This is a genomic window from Pseudomonas sp. AF03-9, from assembly GCF_020515815.1.
In the GTDB taxonomy this organism is placed as follows: domain Bacteria; phylum Pseudomonadota; class Gammaproteobacteria; order Pseudomonadales; family Pseudomonadaceae; genus Aquipseudomonas.
In genome coordinates this window covers 1-23,841 of record NZ_JAHPJF010000030.1, presented here as the reverse complement: position 1 = coordinate 23,841, position 23,841 = coordinate 1, and the positions used below count along the sequence as shown (strand labels likewise).

Sequence of the window (23,841 nt, the reverse complement as noted above, 5' to 3'; positions counted from 1 at the left end):
CGATGCCCCGCGCCCGCTACAAATCGCTGGTCGACACCTTTGCCCAAGCCATCCGCAGCGGCGACATGCCGCCCGGCACACGCTTGCCAACTCACCGCCAGTTGGCCGCCGAGCATGGCCTGGCGCTGGTCACCGCGAGCCGGGTGTATACCGAGCTGGAGGCCATGGGCCTGGTCAGCGGCGAAACCGGGCGCGGCACCTTTGTGCGCGAGATTTCGCTGCCGCCAGGGCAGGGCAGTGGGCAGATGAGTGTTGCCGCGGGGATGTTGGACCTGAACTTCAACTACCCGTCCTTGCCGGGCCAGGCGGACTTGTTGCGCACGGCGCTGCGCCAACTGGCGCTGTCCGGCGATCTGGAAGCGCTGCTGCGCTATCAACCCCATGCCGGCCGTGTGCATGAACGCGCGGCGGCGGCGCGTCATCTGCTGAGCCGTGGGTTGGCGGTTGCCTCCGAGCAGGTGTTGCTGGTCAGTGGCGCCCAGCATGGCCTGGCGGTGACGATGATGGCGCTGCTCAAGCCGGGGGATGTGATCGCCGTCGATGCACTGACCTATTCGGGTTTCAAGGTGCTGGCCGAGACCTTGCACCTGGAGATCGTCGCAATCCCGGTCACGCCCACCGGCCCGGATCTGGAGTACCTGCACAGCCTTTGCCGCAAGCGCCCGGTGCGTGCGGTGTACAGCATGCCGACCCTGCACAACCCGCTCGGCTGGGTCATGGGCTTGGCGCTGCGAGAAAAGTTGGTAGCGATTGCTCGCCAGCACAACCTGATGATCATCGAGGACGCGGCCTACGCCTTTCTGGCCGAAGATGCACCACCACCGCTGGCGACATTGGCGCCGGAGCGCACGGTCTACGTGGCCGGGCTGTCGAAAAGTGTCGCGACGGGGCTGCGGGTGGGGTTTGTCGCTGCACCTGTGCCCTGGGTGAAGGCGGTGGAGCGCACGATCATGGCCACCACCTGGAACGTTCCGGGGGTGATGAGCGCCATTGCCGTGGGTTGGATCGAGGACGGCACCGTTGCCCAACTGGAAGCGCAAAAACGCGAGGATGCCCGGGCACGTCAGGCCTTGGCGGCGCAAGTGCTGACGGGGCTGGATTACCTCAGTCACCCGTCCTCGTATTTCTTGTGGTTGCCGCTACCGGAGGAGGCCCGCGCCGATCAGGTCGCCATGGCCTTGCAGCGCGAGAACGTCTCTGTATCCACTGCGGAGCCGTTTGCGGTCGGTGCTCATGTGCCCCATGCGTTGCGCCTGGCGCTGGGCTCGGTAGCCATGCCGATGCTGCGCGAAGCATTGGTCAAGGTGCGAGCGGTGGTGGCGTGGTGAGCCGGGGTTAAGCGGCTCGCCGGGGCGTTTCAGTACTTGTAGGCCTGACGTCCGATCAACAGCCATTTGCCATGCTGCTTCTGCCAGACTTGGAAGTTGTCGATGTCGGTGGGCACTTCGACGCCGCTGTTCACGGCCAACGCGTGAAAGTGGTTGCGCACCAGCGCCGTGTCCCCATCGAGGGTGATGGTCTGGTTTTGCATTTCCAGGGTCTTGAAGGCACTGGTATGGGTTTCCAGATCGGCGATGAATTGCGCCTTGTTCTGCACTTTGCCGCTGGAGTGGCCGTAGGTGAGGGTGTCGGCGGTCAGCGCGTGGAGTTGCTTGAGGTCCAGGTGCAGCATGGCTTGGGTCAGTTGGTCGACCGCCTGGGCCACTTCCTTTTCTGCCGGGGCAGGGGCGGCAGCGACGTAGCCGCTGAACAGGCAGAGAAAACCGATCAGTACTTTGACGTTGGGCATGGGTGTTTCCTTATTGTTTTTGGGTGAATACGACACTTTAGTCGTCGTACAACATTGCAATAATCAGGGCGCCCAAGGAAAGGGAAATTTTGAAATATTCATAAAATATTAGCCATTTAGTGATCGTTGATCTTATGTGACGTCCTAACTCATTGGGAGGACCATGGGGTTTCTTTCTAGTGAAGTGGCACATCGCTATGCTGTTACCTCAACAACAAGACACCTGAGGGACAAAATGGATTTTGACTGGCACAGCGACCCCATCACTCGCGCCACCCCCGTGACTTCCCACTACAAAAACACCCAGAACGTCCGCCGCTTCATGCTGGAGCACTGCGGCCCGGGGTTTAAGTTTGATCGGGCATTCATGGCCTGGATTTGCGGCGGTGCGGCCAAAACCCTGGGCGACGTAGTGGATGAGTGGCAACGCCGCCATCCAGACCAGGAGCCCGGGCAGTGATCGCCGAAGGCCTGGCGGTGCTGATCCACTACACCACTTATCTGAGTCCCGGCGTGCTGCTGTTCGGTCTGTGGTTTGCGCTCACGCCCAAGGCAATGCCGGCGATGCGCATCCTGATTCTGCTGGCGGCGTTCGTGTTGATGCGCGACGTGATGACACCCTTGGGCCTGTGGACGCTGGGCAGTGGGGTGCAGATCGGGTTCACGGCGAATGCCTTTGTACTGGCGGTGCTGGGCGGGTTGTCGGTGCTGTTGATCCTGCTGCTCGCCTACATCGCCCCGGATCTGTGGCGGCTGGTGCGCTGGACGATCGGCAGCCCGCACGTTGGCTTGGCCGTCGGGCTGCTGGTCGGATGTTTGATCGGTGCACCGCTGCGGCTTTACCAAGGCATTGAGGCGTCTGCGTTTTACGGTTACTGGGTCTGGCTGCCGGCCATGGTGGTGCTGGCCTATGGCGCCAATGCCCTGGAAGAGGTGTTGTTTCGCGGGTTTTTGCAGGGTTATCTGGAACAACAGCTGACGCCATTGCGTGCGGCGTTGACCAGTGGCGTGGCGTTTGCGGCGTGCCATGCCTTCCTGGCGTTGAGCGTGACCCAGTTGGGTTGGCCGGTGTTGGTGTTTACCTTGATCGAAGGTGTGGCGTGTGGGTTGGTGCGCATGCGCTATGGCGTGCTGGCGGCGACGGTCACCCATGGGACGGCGATCTTGCTGGTGGCGGTGCCCTACATAGCCTGATGCGGCATACAGGCTCAAGACAATATGGAAAGGGGCCTGCTCCCACACAGGCCTGCGTTCATAAGGCTTGGCGCGTTCAGTCAGATTGCAGTGCAGGTGTACGCGGTGGAACCTGGCGTTTGTTGCCCATCGACTCGAACGCCGCGGCAAACCGCAGCAACGCGGAGTCATCATACGCACGCCCGGCAAACGTCAGCCCGACCGGCATGCCGATGTCTGCCATCACGCCCATTGGCACGGTGACCGTCGGTACGCCCAGGTGGCGGATCGCCAGATTGCCGTTGGCCACCCAGACGCCGTTGCTCCAGGCAATATCTGCCGATGCTTCGTTCACGTCTGCGTCTGCCGGGCCTACATCGGCCACGGTGGGAAACAGCACGGCGTTGAGACCGAGGTTGTCCATCCAGTCTTCCAGGTCCAGCCGGCGGGTTTGTTCCAGGCCGCGCAGGCCGTCAGGGACAGTGCTGATCTCGTTCCATGGGGTGATGCCGCGTTCGGCCATGCGCACGTACTCGTCCATGCCGGCGGCGAGGTCGTCTTCGCGGTTCGGCAAGGTGCCAGGGTCATGGGGGAAGATCTTCGCCCCATCCACATCCGCCAGGCGGTTGAGGCTCGGGTCGGCGTTGGCGCGCAGGAAATCGTCGAACGCCCATGCGGACAATTCCCACAACTCATCGTGGAGAAATTCCTTGGAGACCAGGCCACGGGTAAACACCGTTGGCGCGCCGGGGCGGTCGCCTTCGCAGTTGGACACCAGCGGGAAATCCACTTCGACCACTTCGGCGCCCGCCGCTTCCAGGGCTTGGCGTGCGGCTTGCCACAGCTCGATCACCGTCGCGCGGGTGTTGATCTTTTGCCCGGTCGGGCCGCCGATCCCAGGTTTTTCGCTGGTGCCGGCTTCCGGGTCGGCGTTGATGTACATGCGCGGCACGCCGAAGCGTTTACCGGCCAGGGACGCGCAATCCACCGCCAGTTCAGCGTAGGACGCCGGACGCACCGAGGCGACGCTGGGAATCGCCACCCAGGGTTGCAGGCGCCACAGGTCGCCACGGGTGTCGGGGTCTTCGGCGACGATCACGTCGAGCACTTCCAGCAGGTCGGCCATGGTGCGTGCGTAGGGCACGACCACATCCATGGTCGGTGTCAGTGGCCAGTTTCCACGTACCGAAATCAGTCCACGAGACGGGGTGTAGGCGCACAGGCCATTGTTGGACGCCGGGCCGCGCCCGCTGGACCAGGTTTCTTCCGCCATGCCGAACGCGGCAAAACTCGCCGCCGTTGCGGTGCCGGCGCCGTTGGAGGAGCCGGAGGCAAAGGGGGCGGTCAGGTAGTTGGCGTTGTAGGGGCTTTCCGCGCGGCCATACACACCGCGCTGCATGCCGCCGTTGGCCATTGGCGGCATATTGGTCTTGCCCAGGCAGATCGCCCCGCCGGCGCGCAGGCGCTCGATGGTGAACGCATCGCGCTGGGCGACGAGCTTGGCAAAGGCCGGGCTGCCGGATGCCGCGGTCAGGCCTTTGACCAGATAGCTGTCTTTGGCGGTGTAAGGAATGCCATCCAGTGGCCCCAGGGTGGCGCCCTTGGCCCGACGTGCATCGGACGCCTCGGCTTCTGCAAGGGCTTGCGGGTTGCGCACGACCACGGCGTTCAGCGCGGTAGCGGTGTGCGGCCCATCATAGGCCTCGATCCGCGCCAGGTAAGCCTGGACCAATTCAACGGCAGTGGTCTGGCCGGTTTCAAGCGCAGCGCGCAATTGGGCAATGGAGACTTCGGTTACTTGCATCACGTTTTTTCGCCGCCTTCACGTGGGGGTATCGCGGCAGTCTACGTACAGATATTTCACAAAACCAGCGGCGAATACTCTGCAAAGGCGGCGCGCATTATCTGCCAGGTGTGGGCGTCGGCCGGAATCAGATGTTCGATACGCAGGGAGGTGAGTGTGATGTCCTGGGGCATGCCGAAGGTGGTGAAGGTTGACAGAAAGTTCAGCTCGCCCTGGGTTGAGCGGATACGGGTGAGTACCAGTGGCGGCAGTTCCTGGGGCGGCTCGGTGGGGCTTGGCGTCGGCAAACCGGTGAGCAACTGCGCCAGCGGCGGATTACCCAACGCCTCTCGGCTCGCGCGCTGCCAGGCCAGGGTGCGGATCTCGTCGGCATTGAGCAGGTGATCACCGAGGCCGCCGGGTTGCAACAGGGTGGTCAGCAGGTTCAAGCCATCGGCGGCGTCCGGCGCGATGCCGACCAGGCCAAACAACACCGCAGTACTGGCATTCGCCGCCAGCACTTGCCACTGGCTGTCGAGCAGAATCGCCGGGGCAGGATTGTTGGCGTGCAGCACATGGCTGACGGCTTCGCGAATTGCCGTCATGCCGGGTGCAGCGAGCGGGGTGGCGTTGTAGCGCGGGGCGAAACCGGCGGCGAGGAACACGCGGTTGCACTGCTCCAGAGGGGTCTCCAATGCCGTCAACAGGTTATGCAAAGTCGCGGGGCTGGGTTTGGCGCGGCCGGTTTCGAGGCAACTGAGGTGGCGCTGGGAAACACCAGTGATCAAGGCCAGGTCGAGCTGGCTCAGCTTGGCCTGGCGGCGCAGTTGGCGCAGGTGTTCGCCGGCGGTAGAGGGGGTGTCCATGGCAGGTTCATGACCTCCGAGGTCATTGCGAGGGGCAGAACCTTATCACTAACGTGAGCCTTCATCACGTTGAGGAACAGACCATGCCAAGACCCTATTTCGCCCTGGCCGGCTTGCTCGGATTTACCTTGTATACGGGGTTCACGATGCTGACGGCCGAGCAGTCGCTGCTGGCGTTTGCAGCGCAGTTGCTGTCGCGACCGGACACGGCGCAGGTGGTCATCGACCTGTACCTGATGGCCGTGCTGGCGTGTGTGTGGATGTACCGGGATGCGCGCAGGCGAGGGCGGCCGCTGCGTTCGGTGCTGCCGTATTTTTTGCTGACGGCGGTGTTTGTGTCGTTGGGTCCGTTGCTTTACATCGTGGTGAAGGGGTTTAGGGATGAATGATCTTTTACCTGTCTATGCGGGATGCGTGTTGGTGCTGTGCCTGAAGATGTTCGCCATTTCCTGTTATCAGGGATATTTCCGCATACGCGCACGGGCGTTTACCAATCGTGAAGACGCGGCCTTTTTTAATCGCAGAGCGCAGCCTATGGAGTTGCCGCAAGTGGCCCGCGCGGCCAGGGCGTGGGCCAATGACCTGGAAAATATCCCGCTGTTTTTTGCGTTGGGCGGGTTGTGTGTCGCGCAGCAGAGTGACAGCGCCGCGACCCTATGGTTGCTTGTGGCCTTTACCCTGGCGCGGGTGCTGCACACGGTGATGTATCTGATGGGCTGGCAACCCTGGCGCACGCTGGCCTATGGCGTGGGTGTGGTGTGCCTGTTCGGCCTCGGCGCCGGGATTATTGGTAGCGCCATCGATCAACGGTGGGTAGAGCTTTAGCGAGGCTGCGAAGGTGGCGGCAAGGCCAATAGACAGGTTGCCGGTGCTGGCGTCTTCGCAGGCAAGCCAGCTCCCACCGTTGACCGTGTTCACCAATCAAGATGTGGGAGCGTTCGGGGTTATGGGTTGAGGAAGGCTTGGTAGTTGTCCTTGGTGATCTGCTGATAGGGGATGGTCAGTTCAGCGGTGTAGGGTTGCTTCTTGACCATCTTCACCGCCAGGTCAATCGAGCCCACTGCCTGACCCTTGTTGTCCTGGTACACCGTCACCAGCAGTTGCCCTTTTTTCACTGCGTCCAACCCGGCAGGGCCGCCGTCGCTGCCGGCCACCAGGATGTCCTTGCCCGGCTGCATGCCGGCCTGGCTGATGGCCATGGCCGCGCCTATCGCCATCTCGTCCGCGTTTGCCGCCACCGCGTCGATCTTGCGGCCGGATACGATCCAATTGTTCATCAGGTCAATCGCTTTGTTGCGCTGCCACTCTGCGCTCTGTTCCTCGACGATCTTGATATTCGGGTACTCCTTGAGCACGCTCTTGACCCCCAGCGTACGGTTGTGGGTAGCGTTGTTGGACAGTAGCCCGAGCATGATCGCCAGGTTGCCCTTGCCGCCCATTTTCTCGGCCAGGTAGCGCATCTGGATCTCACCGGCCTTGACCTCATCGGAACCCACGTAACCCACGCCCGGCGGCAGTTGCGGCGCGTCCGGGCGGCGGTTGACGTAGACCAGCGGGGTCTTGGCCTGCTGGGCATTGGTGCTCATCTTGGCGGTGGCGGCGGTGTCCACCGGGTTGACGATGATGGCGTCCATGCCCTGGGCAGTGAAGTTCTGTACCTGATTGAGCTGGCGCACTACATCGCCCTGGGCGTCTTCGAATTGCAGGGTCACACCGGGCAATTCCTTGGCGTGGGCGGCCATGTAGTCGCGCATTTGGGCGAGGAACACATCGTCGACCTGGGCGATGCTGACGCCGATACGGATATCGGCCAGCGCCCAGGGCGTGACAGCCAGGGTAAACAGTGCCGCAAGGACTTGCTTCTTCATGGTTTTGCTCCGTTGTTATTGTTGTTGTTAAAACACGGGGGATTTACGCCTGGCGCTTGGCCCGCATCTGCGCCACGGCCGCTGCGAAGTCCGCTGGCGGCCAGCGTTCGCGCAACGCCTGCTGCATCAGTTGCTGCCCGGTTTGCGGGGCCAGGCCCTTCAGCGGCGGGTCGGTATCGAGGTTGGTGGGAAACGAATAGCCGTCGGCCGTGCAGGCGATCACCGCCTCGGCATCCAGGGCCGGGTTGGCCAGCAGGGCCGGATACACCGCCAGCATCATGCGGTCGCGGTCGAGGGCCTCCATGGGTTTGCCGAACGCCGAGGAGATTTGCAGCAGATTGGCCATGCGCTGGCGATCCGGCGTGCGGTTGGTGCCGGCCGCGTGGAACAGCGCCGGGTTGAAGAACAGCAGGTCGCCCTTGTCCAGCGGCAGTTGCACGGCGTGTTGCTGGAAGTAGTCGATAAAGTCCTCACGGCGCCACGCCAGGTAGCCCAGGGCGTATTGCTGGGAGAACGGCAGCAGTTGGGTCGGGCCGGTTTCCAGCGGCATGTCCGAATGGGCCACTGCACCTTGCAAGGTCAGGTACTGGGACAACACGTGCAAGGGCAGGGGGAAGCGCTCGACCACATCGTCGGTCTGGAACCCCAGGTGATAGTCACGGTGCGGTTGCTGCGCCTGGCCGCCGGGGTGCACCACATTGACCTGCGCCGTCACCTGGAAATTGGGCCCCAGCCACGCTTCGGCAATCAGCCCCAACAGCGGGTTGGCGTAGTACTCGACAAACGACTCGGGCGACTGCAGTGCGGCTTTCTGCAGTGAGTTCCAGATCCGCCCGTTGCTGCCGGCCTTGGCAAAGTGGTCGGCGGCCACGCCTTGGGCGGCTTCGTTGGCGAAGATTTTTTCGAATACCTGGCTGTGACGGTCGACCACTTCCAGGTCTTCGTAGGCGCCGCGCACGACCATCACGCCCGGGCCATCACGGAACAGCCGGTGCAGTTCATTCATGGCCGTAAGTCTGTCGCTATTGCGCAGTGCACGTGCCTGATAGATCGGCACGTTGTCCAGCACGTGCTGGCACAGCGGGTACTCTTCAGCCGTGGCCCGTTGCGCGCAGATCCGGCTGAAGTCCGCCAGGCGCACGGCATTCGCGCTCACGAACGCCGACATCACACACCTCCCGGCAGGCTCAGGGCCTGGTGCGGTTGCGGGCTGCCGCCGTCGGTGCAGCCCACCACGCCTTGCTCCAGGTCGATCACCGCGCCGGTCATCATTCCCGATTCACTGGACAACAGAAACGCCACGCTGCGCGCCACTTCCTCGGGCTTGAGCAGACGCCCGAACGGCTGCGCGCTTTCGGCCTGCTGCAACCAGCCGTCCCTGGCGCCGTGGTACTGGCGCTGGATCTGATCTTCGTGGGGCGTGTCCATCCAGCCGATGTTCAAGCCGTTGACCCGGATACGGTTGCGCAACGCACTGAACGCGACGTTCTTGGTCAGGATCGCCAGCGCGCCCTTGGACGCCGCATAGGCGCTGAGGAACGACTGCCCACCATGCCCGGTGATGCTCTGGATATTCACCACGGCGCCTGCCACACCTTTGCTGATCATCAGCTTCAGCGCTTCCTGCATCAGGAAAAACGGCGCCCGCACATTCACCGCAAACAGCTTGTCGAACAGCTCCGGCGAGGTGTCGAGGATGGTGCCGCGATCTGACATGCCGGCGCAGTTGACCAAGCCGTGCAAGGTGCCGAAGTGGGTGTGTGCGGCAGCGATGATCGCCCGACAATCCTCGACGTTTTCCAGATCCGCCTCGACAAAAAACGCCTGGCAATCGAGTTGCGCCAGTTGCCGTACCTGTTCTTCGCCTTGGGTGCGACGGCGCCCGCAGATGATCAGCCCGGCGGCGCCACGTTGGGCCAAGGTATGCGCCACTGCCGCACCGAGGCCCTGGGTGCTGCCGGTGACGACAAAGTATTGGCCGCTGAACGGCATGGCGAGATCGGCGTTAGGCATGGGGTTCTCCTGAATTTTTGTTGTTGTGAGTCGCCCGGCTCGACGCCAGACGAAACTGAGACTAGCATTGCGAAACCTCAGAAATACCCAAATAAGACCTCAAAAATACCTCAGGCGAACCGCATGCTCGAACGCGCAAAACACTTTTCCATCAAGCAGCTCGCAACCCAGGCGGGGGTGAGCAACGCCACGGTCGACCGTGTGTTGCACCAGCGCGGCAGCGTGCATGCGCAAACCCGGCGGCGCATCGAACAGGCGCTGGAGGAATTGGAGTCCCAGGAGAAAAATGGTTTGGCGATGGGGCGTACGTTCCACGTCGACGTGATCATGCACACGCCCCAGCGCTTCAGCGCGGCGGTGCAGGCGGCGATCGTCGCGCAACTGGCTAGCCTCGCGCCGTTTCGGATTGCCCCGCGGTTTCACCTGTTCGAAGAGATCGCCCCCAAGGCCATGCACGATCAACTGCTGCGCTGCCTCGACACCGGCAGCCAGGGCGTGGTGCTCAAGGCGGCCGACGAGCCGGCGGTGAACCTGGCGGTCAAGCAACTGATCGCGGCGGGCATCCCGGTGGTGACCCTGGTGACCGACCTGCCGCAGAGCGAGCGCATCGGCTACGTCGGCATGGACAACCGCACCGCCGGGCAGACCGCCGCGTACCTGATGTCGCGCTGGCTGCCGGCGGTGCCCCAGGACGTCGCGGTGGTGATCGGCAGTGAGCTGTTCCGTGGCGAAGAAGAACGCGAAATGGGCTTTCGCGCCTGGCTGCGGGGGCGCTCGCCGCACTTGCGGGTGTTGGACGTCAGCGGTGGCTACGGGGTGTACGACCGCACGTTCGAGCGCGTGACCCGCGCGCTCAAACAGCACCCCGAACTCAAGGCGGTGTACAGCGTCGGCGGCGGCAATCGGGCGATTGTCGATGCGTTCGCCGCCCTTGGCCGTCCACTGGAGGTGTTTATCGGTCACGACCTCGACGAAGAAAACCGCCAGCTGCTGCGTGAAGAAAAAGTCGCCGCGATCATTGATCACAACTTGCAGATCGATGCGCGCAGCGTGTTCCTGCACATCCTGCAATTCCATCGGCTATGGAAGGCCGGGCCGATAGCGCCGTCACAGGTGCAGATCGTCACACCGTTCAATCTGCCGGACTGAATCTCCCCCAACAACAAAACCAGGAGTTTTCACCATGCTACGAATTGCCGTCCTCGGTGCCGGGCGTATCGCCAAGATCCACGCCGCCAACGTCGCCGCCCACCCCAATGCCACGCTGGTGCTGGTGGCCGACCCCTGGCGCGAAGGCGTCGACGCGCTGAGCACGCAACTGGGTTGCGAAGCCGCCTACGATTGCGCGGCTGTACTGCGTCGTGAAGACATCGACGCGGTGGTGATCGGCACGCCCACCGACACCCACATCGACCTGCTATTGGCGGCAGTCGCCGCAGGCAAGGCGGTGTTGTGCGAAAAACCCATCGATCTGGACATCGGCAAGGCACGCACGGCGGCCCAAGCGGTGGAACGCCAGGGCGGCAAGGTGATGCTTGGTTTCAACCGGCGCTTCGACCCCGACATGCTGCGCCTGCGTCAGGCCCTCGATGCCGGCCAGATCGGTGCGGTGCGCCAGGTCATCATCACCAGTCGCGACCCCGGCCTGGCCCCGCGTGATTACCTGGTCCATTCCGGCGGCATCCTGCGCGACATGACCATCCACGACTTCGACACCGCCCGCCATCTGCTCGGCGAAGAACCGGTGCAAGTCAGCGCCATCGCCAGCCGCCTGGTGGACCTCAGCCTTGCCGAGATCGACGACTACGACAGCGTGATGGTGTTGCTGCGTACCGCCTCGGGCAAGCAATGCCATATCAACTGCTGCCGCCAGGCGGTATACGGCTATGACCAGCGGGTCGAAGTGTCCGGCGCCAGCGGCGTGCTGCTCACCGACAACCATCGCCCCAGCACCCTGCGCCACTGGAGCGCCGCGCACACCGAAGCGCTGGAGCCGTTGCAGCATTTCTTCCTGGAACGGTATGCCGACGCCTATCGCAATGAGCTGACCCAGTTCATCGATGCACTGAACGACGACCTGCCGCTGCCCACCAACATGCGCGACGGCTTGTATGCGTTGCACCTGGCGGATTGTGCGCTGGAGTCGGTGCGGACTGGGCGCAGCGTTGCGGTCAGCTACGACCTCTAGCTGCGGGCGCCGGTGCGATCCACCAACCGAATGCTGTCACGTCCACCGCGCTTGGTTTCATAGAGCGCGGTGTCACCCTGTTCGATCAACTCCGTGAGGCTCGCGGGCGGTTGGTCGAACAGGTTGGCGCCGATGCTCAGGGTCACTGGAGTTGGGGTCGCAAAGGTTTGCGAAGTGAACTGAAAAAAATCCCCGCGCAGGCGGCTGCCGAGGTTGACGATCTGTTCGGTCGAGGCCGGGTGCAGCAGGATCACAAACTCATCACCGCCCAGGCGCGCGGCCAGTGCGCCACGGGGGATCACCGTGCGGATCATCTCGCTGAGGGCGATCAGCAGGCGGTCGCCGGCGATATGGCCATACAGGTCATTGACCGGCTTGAAGTTGTCGATGTCGATCAGCAGCAGTGCGCCAGGACGGGCCGAGGAGATCTGCGCCAACAGGCGCGGCGCGCGCAAATCCAGGGCGCGGCGGTTGTACAGGGCGGTGAGCGGGTCGCGGGCGGCGAGGCGGGCGATCTGTTGTTCGCGGCGGTAGCGTTCGGAGCCGGTCATCGACAGGGCGATCAGCATGATTGCCATCGCGCCCTCCACCAGGGAAATCTGGATGATCTCGCCCTTGAACGAGGCCAGGTCGATCAAGGTGCCCGGGATCAGCACCGACAACGCCTTGGCCACGTAGAACGAGCCGTGGAACAGCAGCACATAACGCAGTTGCACCGCGCCGATGCTCAAGGATTTGCCATGGGGCCGCAGCATGAAGCTCGCCCGCAGGGTCGGCGCTGCCACCAGCAAGGATTGCACCGCCAGCATGGCTTTGGACCACGGCAGGTCGCTCGGCAACATCAGCATCCCCAGCCAGATGAGCGGCATCAGTAGCCAGCGTCGCGACAGCCGCACCTGGGTGAAGCGCGCGACGCCAAGCAGGAACAGAAAATGCGCGATGACCAGCAAGCCATTGGCGAACCAGATGCCGATCATCAGCAAGCCGTTGGTGCGCAGCAGGGCCAGGGTGGAGCCGACGGTGATGGTGGCGAAACCGGCGCTCCAGAACAGCAGCGAAGGTTCGCGCACGCTGCGCCATTCAATCGCCAGGTACAGGGCGGCAGCGGCGGCGAGGGCCACGGTGAGGGCCAGAATTGTAGGAGGGTCGAGCGTCATGTCTTGCCGAGTCTGCCTGGTGTGCGTTTAAACCGGGATTGTAAGCGCACACGCAGGTTTTCAGAAAACACTTCGTACTGGCATACGGCCAGGCGACGCGCGGCCGATCAGACGCCTTTGGTCGAGGGCAGCAAGATCGTCAGGATGCCCACCAGCGGCAGGAACGAACACAGCTTGTAGACATACTCGATGCCGTGGTTATCCGCGAGCAGACCGAGCAGCGCTGCGCCAATCCCACTGAAACCGAACATCAGGCCGAAGAAGATCCCGGCGATCATGCCTACGTTGCCCGGCACCAGTTCCTGGGCGAACACCACGATGGCCGAGAAGGCCGACGCGAGGATAAAGCCGATCACCACGCTGAGCACCGCGGTCCAGAACAGGTCGACGTAGGGCAGGGCGAGCGTGAACGGCGCGGCGCCGAGGATCGAGAACCAGATGACTTTCTTGCGGCCGATCTTGTCGCCAATCGGCCCGCCGGCAAACGTACCGACAGCAACGGCCCCCAGAAACAGGAACAGGTACATCTGCGAACTGGCGACCGACAGCTGGAACTTCTCGATCAGGTAGAAGGTGAAGTAGCTGGTAAGGCTGGACATGTAGAAGTACTTGGAAAACACCAGCACAGCCAGCACCACCAGGGCAAAGCTCACACGGCCCTTGGACAAGCCATGGGTGGCTTTACCGCCCTGCTTGAGCTTGAACAGATTGAGGTGGTGGCGATACCAGCGGCTCAGGCCGTACAGCACCAGGATCGCGAACACTGCAAACAGACCGAACCAGGCGATGTGGCCCTGGCCGTAGGGAATGATGATCGCCGCCGCGAGCAATGGGCCAAGGGCGCTGCCGGTGTTGCCGCCGACCTGGAAGGTCGATTGCGCCAGGCCGTAGCGCCCGCCGGAAGCCAGGCGGGCGACGCGCGAGGTCTCTGGATGGAAGGTCGAGGAGCCCACGCCGACCAGGCCGGCGGCGAGCAGGATCGCCGGGAACGTGCCGACAAACGCCAGCATCAGGATGCCGACCAAGGTGCACACCATGCCCGCCGGCAGCAGCCACGGCTTGGGGTGGCGGTCGGTGTGATAGCCGATCCACGGTTGCAGCAGCGAAGCGGTCAGTTGGAAGGTCAGGGTGATCAGGCCGACCTGGGCAAAGCTCAGGCCGTAGTTGGCCTTGAGCATCGGGTAGATCGACGGCAGCACGGCCTGGATCAGGTCATTGATCAAATGCGCCAGGGCGCAGGCGCCAAGGATGCGCATGACCAAGGGGCTGGTTTGGGACGTAGTGGGGGCAGCAGTGGGTGACGCGGTCAGGGTCGACATGCAGGCATTCCATACAGGGGTGGCGAGTACTTGAGCCCGCCACTTATTTCAAAATGATTCGGCGTTCATGCTAGATTTGCAAAAAATGCCTGTCTCGCGAAATTCGGGCAGTAATCATCGCAAAAAGGGCGAAATGATCAAATCACTGGATAAATTTCTGCAGGAGATCGACGAAGGCGACTGGGCGGTGATCAGTTCGGCCACCGATTATCCCGAAAACTGGGTGATCCCTGACCACAGCCACGAGAAGCACCAACTGCTCTATGCCATCGAAGGCGTGATGGTGGTGCACTCGGCGCAAAATCAGTGGACGGTGCCGTCCAATCGCGGCTTCTGGATGCCCTGCGGGCATGTGCATTCACTGCGTTGCGTGGGCCCGTTGAAAATGCGCAGCGTGTTTGTGCGCCCCAACGCGTTCCCGAACCTGCCCACCGAGACCAAGGCGGTGAGTGTGTCGCCGTTGTTGAGCGAACTGATCAAGGCCTCGGTGAGCTTGAAGCCGCCGTATGCCGAGGATTCGCGCGACGCGCGGATCATGCACCTGATCCTTGACGAGCTTGCGCTGCTGCCGGCCTTGCCGCTCTCGCTGCCGCAACCGGCCGACCCGCGTATCCAGCAGATCTGCCAGGCATGGCAGGACGATCCGGGCGACGCCTCCACCGTGGCGGACTGGAGCGAGCGCCTGGACCTGGACCAGAAAACCATCCAGCGCCTGTTCCGCAAGGAAACCGCGATGACGTTCGGCCAATGGCGCCAGCAAGCGCGCTTGCTGCTGGCGCTGGAGCGCATTGCGGTGGGGGAGAAGATTATCGACGTGGCCCTGGAACTGGGCTATGAAAGCCCCAGCGCCTTTACCAGCATGTTCAAGAAACAGTTTGGCAAGACGCCGAGTCAGTTTTTCAGGTAAGGCTGGTCAGCGGACCAGCAACTGATTGAAGGTGTCCCGGTCCAGGGGCCGACTGAGGAAGTAACCCTGGCCTTCGTCGCATGCCACGGCCTTGAGCAAGTCCAGGTGTTCAGCGGTTTCTATGCCTTCGGCGGTCACGGTCAGGGACAGGGCACGGCCCAGGCCGACAATGGCCTGGATGATGGCTTTGTCATCGTCGCTGTCTTCGAGCCGGCTCAAGAAGCTGCGGTCGATCTTGAGCCCATCGAATGGAAATGCGCGCAAGTAACTCAGGGAGGAATAGCCTGTGCCAAAGTCATCCATAGCGATGCGTATTCCCAGTGCTTTGAGGGTGTGCATGATCGCCAGGGCGCCTTCGGCGTCTTCAAGCATGACGCCCTCAGTAATTTCCAGTTCCAGCCGTGACGGGTCGATACCGGAAGTGCCCAGCGCTTGACTGACACGCGCCACCATGTTCCCGCGCTTGAACTCAGAGGGAGAAAGGTTGACCGACACGAACAGGGGGGCCGGCCACTGGGCGGCACAGGCGCACGCCGTCTCCATTACCCAGTCGCTGAGCGACAGGATCAGCCCCGACTCTTCGGCAATCGGGATGAAGGTGTCCGGTGCAATCAGGCCGCGCACCGGGTGTTGCCAGCGCACCAGCGCTTCGGCCCCCACCATCTCGCCGTCAGCGATACGGTAGCGGGGCTGGAAGTGCAGGCGTAATTCTCCATGCTTGATCGCGAACCGTAAGTCGCTTTCCAGGCGGCGCCGCTCAATGATCCGTGCATTCATGTCCGCGGAATAGAAGCGCCAGGTATTGCGGCCGGCGGATTTGGCTTCGTACAGCGCGATGTCGGCATAGCGCAGCAGTTCGGCCGCGTCGCTGGCATCGTTGGGTGCCAGGGCGATGCCGATGCTGGCGCTGATGAACACCTCCTGCTCATCGATCCCGATGGCGCCCTCGATGGACGCAATCAGGCGTTGGCAGAGTTTTTCGACGTCATCCTGAGTGCCTGTATCAGTGAGGATCAGCACAAATTCGTCGCCGCCCACTCGAGCTACCAGGTCGCCATGGCGCACGCAGTCGACGAGACGGTTGGACACGACATTGAGCACGCGGTCGCCAGCGGCATGGCCGAGCAGGTCGTTGACTGGCTTGAAGCGATCAAGGTCCAGGGTGAGCATGACCAACGGCTGCGCCAGAGGCGACGCGGCCTGGAGCTTGCTGTTGAGGAAAGCTTGCAGACGTGTACGGTTGGGCAGCCCGGTGAGAGCGTCGTGCTGGGACAGGTACTCGATTCTGCGTCGCGCCTCGACTTCATCGGTGACATCGGTGGCCGTGCCGCGAAACCCGCCACAAGGCATTTCCCGGGCCGAGAGCCGGGTGCTACGCGCCTGACCTTGGGCATCGACGTAGCGGCACTGCACGCTCAGGTCTGGGCGTCTGCCGGGTGTGGCGAGCCATTGCGACAAGTGCCCGACGTCCGTGTCGAGCAGGTCGTTCATCGCTGCGCCCATCCAGGCCTGTCTGGCGAGACCGGTGACGCTTTCGAAACGTTCCGATAAGTAGGTGAAGTGCCAGGTGGCGTCAATTTCCCAAACCCAGTCGGAACTGGCCTCTACCACGTCGCGAAACCGTGCTTCGCTGGTGGCCAGGGCCGCCTGGCTGCTTTGCAATGAAGCGTGGCTGGCGTCAAGGGCCAGGGCGCTGGCAGTGGATCGACGCAGGATCATCCAGGTCATCGCGCACACCAGCAGTGCCGCCAGGCCCAGCAGGGGCAGGCCTACGCCCACCAACTTCAGACCGGGGCGCTCCGGCTCCCAGTACAGGCTGCCGGCGGCGCCGTTGTCGCCGAGGGGTAGCAGGGACTTGCCGATTTCTTCGGAGCTGGCGATGTGGAGGTTGGCGACGCCAAAGTCATTGCCGATAGCATCCAGTTTGGCGCTGTCCAGAATGTCGACGAAGATCAACACGGAGGGCCGCCTGCCGTCCGGCAATACCGTGGGGTCGGTGCCGGGGGTGATCGCGGCAGCCGCCACCAGGGCAGGGCTGCCGCGCACGTTGATAAAGCTCGTCACCGGGGTTTCGGAGGCGGCCCCGGCACGCGCCTGTTCAATAATGGGGTCAATGGATTGGCCAAGCCAACTGCTCAACTCCAGCGGCTGTAGTTTGCCCTCGACCACTGCATATACCGTGCGATTCACGTCGTTGACGACAAAAAGCCCTTGAAAGCCGAAATCCTGGAACAGTGTCGGGCCGACATTTTCGCGCACGTAGGCCCAGTCGGTGTCCACTTGAACGTGCAGGTGTTTGTACGCGTCGCTCCAGAACGCATAGTCTTTGACGGTCAAACGCAAGGATTTGTCCAGGGACTGCATGGCCTTGCGAGCGTGAAAAGCGCTTTCAGCCTGTTCGGTGCGATCCATGTCGTAGGCGAGGTAGACCAACGAATAGACGACCGCTGCAAAGACACCCGCCAACAGGGCCATCAGCTTGAATAGTGATGTGCGAGTCAGTGATAGGCTGGTGCGATTGGACAGCGTGCGGACAATTGGTGCATGGGAGTTCGGCATTATTTCCCGCAGGACACTTCTGCAAGTCAGTTCGATGACAGGCTATCGGCGCCCTTGGCGAAATAATGAGGGGGGAAGGGTAAACACGCTTCAGTCATCAGATGGATAAAAGCAGGCCTCTGCTCGGCCCAGCCTTGCCACGTCGGATAACGTGGCAAGGCTATTGGCGGCGCAGACTTGCTTCAATTTATGCGCGGATGCTGCTGCACCAAGTTTTTGCGTTTGGCTTCCAACTCGGCAATCTCGGCGTCGATGTCTTCGATCTTCTGCTCGATATTGTCGTGATGTTCCTGCAACAACTCCTTGGCCTCTTCCATGTCCGACGCCGCCGGTGCCGCGCCGCGCAGGGGTTTATTGGCGGTTTCCTTCATGGTCAGGCCGGTGATCAGGCCGACCACCGCGAACACCATCAGGTAGTAGGCGGGCATGTACAGGTCGTTGGTGCTTTCCACCAGCCAGGCCACGGCCGTCGGGGTAAGACCGGCTATCAACACCGAGACATTGAAGGCGCTGGCCAGCGCGCTGTAGCGCAGGTGGGTGGGAAACATCGCGGGCAGCGTCGATGCCATCACACCGATGAAGAAGTTAAGCACCACCGCGAGGATCAGCAAGCCGGCGAAGATCAGGCCGATCTTGCCGCTGGTGATCAGCATGAACGCCGGGATCGACAGCACCAACAAGCCGATGCTGCCGGCAATGATGAAGGGCTTGCGGCCGATTTTGTCGCTGACAAAACCAATGAATGGCTGCACGAACAGCATGCCGACCATGATCGCGATGATGATCAGCACACCGCTGTTTTCTTTGTAGTGCAGGTTGTGGGACAGGTAGCTCGGCATGTACGTGAGCAGCATGTAGTAAGTCACGTTGGTTGCCGCGACGATACCGATGCAGGTCAGCAAGCTGCGCCAGTGCTTGGTCGCGACTTCCTTGAAGGAGACCTTGGGGCCGTGGCTCAAGCCTTCGCGGTCGCCTTGTTCGAGCTTGTCCATGTGCTGCTGGAACGCCGGGGTTTCTTCCAGGGCGTGGCGCAGGTACAGGCCGATGATGCCCAGGGGCAGGGCAAGGAAGAACGGCAGGCGCCAGCCCCATGATTCGAAATCGGCCTCGCCCAATACGCTGGAAATCAACACCACGACGCCCGCACCCAGCACGAAACCGGCGATGGAGCCGAAGTCCAGCCAACTGCCGAGGAAGCCGCGCTTGCGGTCCGGCGCGTACTCGGCGACGAAGATCGAGGCGCCGGTGTACTCACCGCCCACGGAAAAGCCCTGGGCCATTTTGCACAGCAGCAACAGGATCGGTGCCCAGATGCCAATCGAGGCGTATCCGGGGATCAGGCCGATGGCAAAGGTACTCAGGGACATGATCACGATGGTCGCGGCGAGGACTTTTTGCCGCCCGTATTTATCGCCCAGTGCACCAAAGAACAGGCCACCCAGGGGGCGGATCAGGAACGGCACGGAGAAGGTGCCCAGTGCGGCAATCATCTGCACGCTGGGGGACGCGTCGGGGAAGAACACTTTGCCGAGTACATAGGCGACAAACCCGTAGACGCCAAAGTCGAACCACTCCATGGCATTGCCCAGTGCGGCGGCGGTGATCGCCTTGCGCATCTTGGTGTCGTCGACAATGGTGATGTCTTTCAACCCGATGGGGTTGACGCTTTTCTTGCGAGATTTCATGGGCACCACTCTAAATCTGAACAGGGGAGGTGCCATCGTGGCGATGGCACCGCTCTGAAAGGTCAGATACAGGCGGATACGAAATAATTCACCACTAATTGCGTTTTTTTGCTGAGGCCTGCGTTTTTGTCGTGGTCGAGGGGGTGTTGTCCTACGACTTGTTTTGGTTTGGCGTAGTGTTTCAGATTGACAGCCCCTAGATCGCCCGCTATAAAAGTCACAGTTGTACGACGACATATGACGTTACGTATGTCCTACCTAACAAAAATAAAAAAGTGATGCCATGAATTTGAACGAGCCCATCAACGCCCAGCGCGTTGGCCAAGCGGTAGGCAGCTATCGCTGGACCATCTGCGCGATGCTGTTCTTCGCCACCACCGTCAACTACCTCGACCGCCAGGTGCTCAGCCTCCTGGCGCCACAGCTGTCTACGCAATTTGGCTGGAGCAACACCGACTACGCGAACATTGCGGCGGTGTTCCAGTTTGTCTATGCCATCTCAATGCTGTTCGCCGGGCGTTTTGTCGACAAGATCGGCACCAAGGCCGCTTATATCGTCGCGATTGGCATCTGGTCTACCGGCGCGATCATGCATGCGTTTGCCGTGCCGATGGGCGAGGGCATCGCTGCGGTCAGTGGCGCGATTGGCCTGGCGGTGATCCCGGTGTCGATTGCCGGTTTCATGTTGTCCCGCGCGGTGCTGGCGGTTGGCGAGGCGGGTAACTTCCCGATTGCGATCAAGGCCACGGCCGAGTACTTCCCGAAGAAAGAGCGCTCATTTGCCACTGGCATTTTCAACTCCGGGGCCAACGTCGGCGCGATCCTGGCGCCAATCTGCGTGCCGCTGATCGCGGGGCTGTGGGGCTGGGAGGCGGCCTTTATCGTGATCGGTGCGTTGGGTTTTGTGTGGGTAGCGGTGTGGATCGCCTTCTACCAGCCACCCGAGCAGCAAAAGCGCCTGTCGGCCGCAGAACTGGCGTATATCCGCAGCGACCAGACCGTGCAGCCCTTCACCCCGGCGCCAGCGGGTGCGGTAGAGAAAAAAGTCTCGTGGTTCAAACTGCTCACCTACCGTCAGACCTGGGCGTTTGCCTTTGGCAAGTTCATGACTGACGGCGTGTGGTGGTTCTTCCTGTTCTGGCTGCCGACTTATCTGTCGGCGCAATACGGCATGAAAGGCGCCGACATCGTGATGCCGCTGGCCGTGCTCTACAGCATGACCATGGTCGGCAGCATCGGCGGCGGCTGGTTCCCAAGCTACTTTATGGCACGCGGCGACGCGCCGTATGACGGGCGCATGAAAGCCATGCTGGTGATCGCGCTGTTCCCGTTGGTGGTGTTGCTGGCACAGCCGTTGGGCTATATCAGCTTCTGGGTGCCGGTATTGCTGATCGGCGTGGGGGCGTCAGCGCACCAGGCGTGGTCCTGCAACATCTTCACCACCGTGTCCGACATGTTCCCGCAGAAAACCGTGGCGTCGGTGGTCGGTATCGGCGGCATGGCCGGTGGCCTGGGCGGCGTGGTGATGACCAAGGTCGGCGGCTGGGTGTTCGACTACTACAAGTCGATCAACGATATTCACACCGGCTACATGATCATGTTCGCGATCTGTGCGCTGGCGTACCTGGTGGCTTGGAGCGTGATGAAGACGCTGGTACCACGCCACAAGGAAATCACCGACCTTTAAGTGACGACTTCCCGCGCTGGCGGCAGCGCGGGAAGGCTTTACAGCTCACGGGTCCAGGTTTCGCTGATCAACGATTTGCCGAAACTCTCGGTGGGTTCTTCCTCGACCAACTCGAAGCCGGCTTTCTGATAGAGCTTGCGGGCATCGGTGAGGATGTTCACGGTCCACAGCAGCATGCTTTTGTAGCCGGCCTGCCGGGCAAAACGCAGGCACTCATCCACCAGGCGCTGGCCAATCCCCATGCCGCGCGCACTGGCGTCCACATAGAGCATGCGCAGTTTGGCGGTGTTGTCGTCATGGCGCACCACGAACACCGAACCCACCACTTCGCCGTCTTTTTCCGCGATCCAGCAGCGCTCGCAGCTGCGGTCAAAGTTCCTCAAGTACTTGGCGACAATCTCCGCCACCAGCGCCTCGAACTCCCAATTCCAGCCGTACTCGTGGGCGTACAGTGCCGATTGTTGTTGCACCACCAGCCCCATGTCGCCGGGTTGCGGGTCGCGCAGCAGGTAGCTCGGCGCGGTGCCTTGCAGCAGGGCCTGGATGCGTTTCATCGCGCCTGTCAGTTGCTGCTGTTGCCGTTCAGGCAGGGCCTGGAGCAGGGCGATCACTTCGTCCTGGGTCTGTTGTTCCAACGGCGTCAACACGCTGCGACCTAGGTCGCTGAGGTGCAGTTGCACCGCGCGGGCATCGGTGACAGAGCGGACTTTCTGGATCAGGCCTTTCTTTTCCAGCCCACTGATCAGCCGGCTCAGGTAACCCGCATCCAGGCTGAGCATCTGGCACAGGTCGGCGCTGGTCAGGTCGCCTCGGGACGACAACTCATACATCACGCGGATTTCGGTGAGTGAAAACTCGCTTTGCAGCAGATGCTCCTGCAGCACACCAATCTGGTGCGTGTAGAAACGGTTGAAGCCACGGATGATGCCGGCGCGTTCGACCAGAGGGGAGATAGACATGATGGTGTCCAGATGGTTGCCTTTAGCAATTATATTGTTGCCTTGAGCAAATATGTCAAAGCCTTTGCTCGTGCAAAATCCACTGAACCTCCTGCGTAGACCAGCGCCTAACCCCGTATCATCCCGCCCTCAATTTCCGCCAGGCATTCCCATGACCCATCCCCGCATTGGCTTCGCATGCCAATACAAGCACCCTGAACGGTTGCTCTCGGCCAGTGCCATGAAGCTGATCGAAGGCCCGTTCAACCCGCGCACCACCACCTTGCGCTGGATGGACGGTGTGACACCGCAGGAGGCCCGCGCCAAGCTGGTCGAAGTGGTCACCCACAACCTTGCCGCGCAATTGCGCCTGCTCACTTACGTCGCCGGGCTGCCGCCGACCTTGCGCATGCTGCGTCTGAGCAGCGACCTGTTGCCGTTCTACAGTCACCCCAAGGTGGCGGCCGTGTACAAGGACCCGGCCATCGAACAGCAACTGGTCGAGGGGTTTGCCGCCATCGGCGAGCTGGCACGGGCGTCGGACATCCGCCTGTCTTTCCATCCCGGCCAATACTGCGTGCTGGGCTCGGAGAATCCCGGCGTGGTGGAAAACAGCCTGGCCGAATTTGAATACCACGCCGATATGATCCGCATGATGGGCTATGGTCGACAATTCCAGGACCTCAAGTGCAACGTGCACATCGCCGGCCGCCTTGGGGTGGAAGGCACCCGCGCCGTCTGGACGCGCTTGTCGCAAGTGGCGCGCAACTGCATCACCTTCGAGAACGACGAGAAAACCTACGGGCTGGATCACTGCCTGCAAGTCGCCGACCTGGCGCCGGTGGTGCTGGACATTCATCACTGCTGGATCAACGAGAATGAGTACATCGATCCCCACTCGGAACGGGTGGCTCGCGTCATCGACAGCTGGCGCGGTGTGCGCCCGACCATGCACTACTCCCAGCCCCAGGAGAGCCTGCAGGAGCTGGGCTTCGACGCCGAACACAAGCTGGAGATGGATGCGCTGATGCAGGTGGTGTCCAAGCGCGACCTGTACGGCCACAGCGCGCAGATGTGGAACCGCTGGACCAACGACTACGCGCTGCAGTTTCTCGACCGTTTCGACATCATGCTCGAAGCCAAGGACAAGAACGTTGCGTCCCTGGCGTTCTACGAACATTGGCAGCGGCATACCGCCTGAGTTGCGGGGTATCACTGATGCCGGGCATGCTGGGTAAACCGACACAAGGAAACGTCCCCATGCCAACCCTGCATCTGCTATGCGGTAAGATCGCCTCCGGCAAGTCCACCCTTGCCAACACCCTGGCCACTGCGCATGCCGCACTAGTGCTCAGCGAAGATCACTGGCTGGCGCAGCTGTACCCGGGTGAAATCCTGTCCATCGCGGATTACCTGCGCAGCGCCCAACGTATTCGTGGTGTGCTGGGGCCGCTGGTGGTCAACCTGCTGCAATCGGGCGTCAACGTGGTGCTGGATTTTCCGGCCAACACCCTGGCCAACCGCGAATGGCTGCTCGGCCTGGCGCAGACGGCCCAGGTGCCGCACTGCCTGCATTATCTCGAGCTGGATGACGCCACTTGCCGCGCCCGGCTGCATGCCCGAAATGCGCGGGGCGAGCATGACTTCGCGGCAACCGATGCCGAGTTCGACCTGATCACCCGTCACTTCAGTGTGCCGAGTGAGGAGGAGGGGTTGGTGATTGAGGTGCATCGCGCAAGAGGAGATCAGGAAGCACCCTTCTCTTAAAGTCGAATCTTCCGACATTAATCTGGGATAACAAAACTTTACTCTCTGGACTCTCACGCGTTCAGGAGTAAAGGGATGACTTCCAGCGTACTACCGAGCCCATTTTTCGATCACAGCCGGCACGCGCTGTGGGTTCGCAATG

The 23,841-nt window shown here is 62.0% G+C and carries 22 protein-coding genes; 11 read left to right on the top strand and 11 right to left on the bottom strand.

What is annotated here, in order from left to right; genetic code table 11:
* Positions 1-2 precede the first annotated feature (2 nt).
* Positions 3-1,328, top strand: a complete 1,326-nt coding sequence (locus LIY36_RS25940; RefSeq protein WP_226457657.1) for an aminotransferase-like domain-containing protein — start codon at positions 3-5, stop codon at positions 1,326-1,328.
* Between the two features lie 29 nt (positions 1,329-1,357).
* On the opposite strand, the gene LIY36_RS25935 is transcribed toward LIY36_RS25940, so the two are convergent.
* Positions 1,358-1,789: a nuclear transport factor 2 family protein gene (locus LIY36_RS25935; protein ID WP_226457656.1), complete on the bottom strand. Its 432-nt coding sequence runs from the start codon at positions 1,787-1,789 to the stop codon at positions 1,358-1,360.
* 235 nt (positions 1,790-2,024) lie between these two features.
* Between LIY36_RS25935 and LIY36_RS25930 the strand changes: the two genes are divergently transcribed.
* Both LIY36_RS25930 and LIY36_RS25925 read left to right on the top strand, forming a co-directional pair.
* Positions 2,025-2,249, top strand: coding sequence for a DUF6434 domain-containing protein (locus LIY36_RS25930; protein ID WP_226457655.1), 225 nt, complete (start codon positions 2,025-2,027; stop codon positions 2,247-2,249).
* Positions 2,246-2,983, top strand: a complete 738-nt coding sequence (locus tag LIY36_RS25925; RefSeq protein WP_226457654.1) for a CPBP family intramembrane glutamic endopeptidase — start codon at positions 2,246-2,248, stop codon at positions 2,981-2,983. The genes LIY36_RS25930 and LIY36_RS25925 overlap by 4 nt, the downstream gene beginning before the upstream one ends.
* Before the next feature lie 76 nt (positions 2,984-3,059).
* On the opposite strand, the gene LIY36_RS25920 is transcribed toward LIY36_RS25925, so the two are convergent.
* Together LIY36_RS25920 and LIY36_RS25915 are read right to left on the bottom strand one after the other, a co-directional pair.
* Complete coding sequence (locus LIY36_RS25920; protein ID WP_226457653.1) at positions 3,060-4,769, bottom strand: amidase; 1,710 nt, start codon at positions 4,767-4,769, stop codon at positions 3,060-3,062.
* A 53-nt stretch (positions 4,770-4,822) separates the two neighbouring features.
* Complete coding sequence (locus LIY36_RS25915) at positions 4,823-5,611, bottom strand: helix-turn-helix domain-containing protein (protein ID WP_226457652.1); 789 nt, start codon at positions 5,609-5,611, stop codon at positions 4,823-4,825.
* 83 nt (positions 5,612-5,694) lie between these two features.
* Here LIY36_RS25915 and LIY36_RS25910 point away from each other — a divergent pair, with 83 nt between their 5' ends.
* Both LIY36_RS25910 and LIY36_RS25905 read left to right on the top strand, forming a co-directional pair.
* The gene (locus LIY36_RS25910) at positions 5,695-6,000 is read left to right on the top strand and encodes a DUF2834 domain-containing protein (protein ID WP_226457651.1); all 306 of its coding nucleotides are present in this window, start codon (positions 5,695-5,697) and stop codon (positions 5,998-6,000) included.
* Complete coding sequence (locus tag LIY36_RS25905; protein WP_226457650.1) at positions 5,993-6,436, top strand: MAPEG family protein; 444 nt, start codon at positions 5,993-5,995, stop codon at positions 6,434-6,436. Before LIY36_RS25910 ends, LIY36_RS25905 begins: the two co-directional genes overlap by 8 nt.
* A gap of 119 nt (positions 6,437-6,555) precedes the next feature.
* Here the strand turns inward: LIY36_RS25905 and LIY36_RS25900 are convergent, their stop codons facing one another.
* The 3 genes from LIY36_RS25900 to LIY36_RS25890 are packed head-to-tail and all read right to left on the bottom strand — an operon-like array spanning position 6,556 to position 9,492.
* Positions 6,556-7,479, bottom strand: coding sequence for a sugar ABC transporter substrate-binding protein (locus LIY36_RS25900; protein WP_226457649.1), 924 nt, complete (start codon positions 7,477-7,479; stop codon positions 6,556-6,558).
* Between the two features lie 43 nt (positions 7,480-7,522).
* Positions 7,523-8,647: a phytanoyl-CoA dioxygenase family protein gene (locus LIY36_RS25895; RefSeq protein WP_226457648.1), complete on the bottom strand. Its 1,125-nt coding sequence runs from the start codon at positions 8,645-8,647 to the stop codon at positions 7,523-7,525.
* Positions 8,647-9,492, bottom strand: a complete 846-nt coding sequence (locus LIY36_RS25890; RefSeq protein WP_226457647.1) for an SDR family oxidoreductase — start codon at positions 9,490-9,492, stop codon at positions 8,647-8,649. The genes LIY36_RS25895 and LIY36_RS25890 overlap by 1 nt, the downstream gene beginning before the upstream one ends.
* 123 nt (positions 9,493-9,615) lie before the next feature.
* Here LIY36_RS25890 and LIY36_RS25885 point away from each other — a divergent pair, with 123 nt between their 5' ends.
* On the top strand, positions 9,616-10,641 hold the full coding sequence (locus LIY36_RS25885; RefSeq protein ID WP_226457646.1) for a LacI family DNA-binding transcriptional regulator: 1,026 nt from the start codon (positions 9,616-9,618) through the stop codon (positions 10,639-10,641).
* Positions 10,642-10,675: 34 nt separating this feature from the next.
* Positions 10,676-11,680 carry an inositol 2-dehydrogenase gene (gene iolG, locus LIY36_RS25880; RefSeq protein WP_226457645.1) on the top strand — a complete coding sequence of 335 codons (1,005 nt, stop codon included), beginning with the start codon at positions 10,676-10,678 and terminating at the stop codon, positions 11,678-11,680.
* Here the strand turns inward: iolG and LIY36_RS25875 are convergent.
* Both LIY36_RS25875 and LIY36_RS25870 read right to left on the bottom strand, forming a co-directional pair.
* On the bottom strand, positions 11,677-12,837 hold the full coding sequence (locus tag LIY36_RS25875) for a GGDEF domain-containing protein (RefSeq protein ID WP_226457644.1): 1,161 nt from the start codon (positions 12,835-12,837) through the stop codon (positions 11,677-11,679). The genes iolG and LIY36_RS25875 overlap by 4 nt on opposite strands.
* A 107-nt stretch (positions 12,838-12,944) precedes the next feature.
* Positions 12,945-14,156 (bottom strand): MFS transporter, encoded by a 1,212-nt coding sequence (locus tag LIY36_RS25870; RefSeq protein ID WP_226457643.1) that lies wholly within the window; start codon positions 14,154-14,156, stop codon positions 12,945-12,947.
* An 85-nt stretch (positions 14,157-14,241) separates the two neighbouring features.
* Here LIY36_RS25870 and LIY36_RS25865 point away from each other — a divergent pair, with 85 nt between their 5' ends.
* On the top strand, positions 14,242-15,063 hold the full coding sequence (locus LIY36_RS25865; RefSeq protein ID WP_226457642.1) for an AraC family transcriptional regulator: 822 nt from the start codon (positions 14,242-14,244) through the stop codon (positions 15,061-15,063).
* A gap of 6 nt (positions 15,064-15,069) precedes the next feature.
* On the opposite strand, the gene LIY36_RS25860 is transcribed toward LIY36_RS25865, so the two are convergent.
* Complete coding sequence (locus tag LIY36_RS25860; RefSeq protein WP_226457641.1) at positions 15,070-17,622, bottom strand: bifunctional diguanylate cyclase/phosphodiesterase; 2,553 nt, start codon at positions 17,620-17,622, stop codon at positions 15,070-15,072.
* Between the two features lie 182 nt (positions 17,623-17,804).
* Positions 17,805-19,307 (bottom strand): glycine betaine/L-proline transporter ProP, encoded by a 1,503-nt coding sequence (gene proP, locus LIY36_RS25855; protein WP_226457640.1) that lies wholly within the window; start codon positions 19,305-19,307, stop codon positions 17,805-17,807.
* A gap of 283 nt (positions 19,308-19,590) precedes the next feature.
* On the opposite strand from proP, the gene LIY36_RS25850 reads away from it, so the two are divergent.
* Positions 19,591-20,994, top strand: coding sequence for an MFS transporter (locus LIY36_RS25850; protein WP_226457639.1), 1,404 nt, complete (start codon positions 19,591-19,593; stop codon positions 20,992-20,994).
* Positions 20,995-21,032: 38 nt separating this feature from the next.
* Here LIY36_RS25850 and LIY36_RS25845 read toward each other — a convergent pair whose 3' ends face one another.
* On the bottom strand, positions 21,033-21,953 hold the full coding sequence (locus LIY36_RS25845) for a bifunctional helix-turn-helix transcriptional regulator/GNAT family N-acetyltransferase (protein WP_226457638.1): 921 nt from the start codon (positions 21,951-21,953) through the stop codon (positions 21,033-21,035).
* A gap of 151 nt (positions 21,954-22,104) precedes the next feature.
* Here LIY36_RS25845 and LIY36_RS25840 point away from each other — a divergent pair, with 151 nt between their 5' ends.
* Positions 22,105-23,133, top strand: a complete 1,029-nt coding sequence (locus LIY36_RS25840; RefSeq protein WP_226457637.1) for a UV damage endonuclease UvsE — start codon at positions 22,105-22,107, stop codon at positions 23,131-23,133.
* A 59-nt stretch (positions 23,134-23,192) separates the two neighbouring features.
* The gene (locus LIY36_RS25835; protein WP_226457636.1) at positions 23,193-23,699 is read left to right on the top strand and encodes an AAA family ATPase; all 507 of its coding nucleotides are present in this window, start codon (positions 23,193-23,195) and stop codon (positions 23,697-23,699) included.
* The last annotated feature ends 142 nt before the right edge of the window (positions 23,700-23,841 follow it).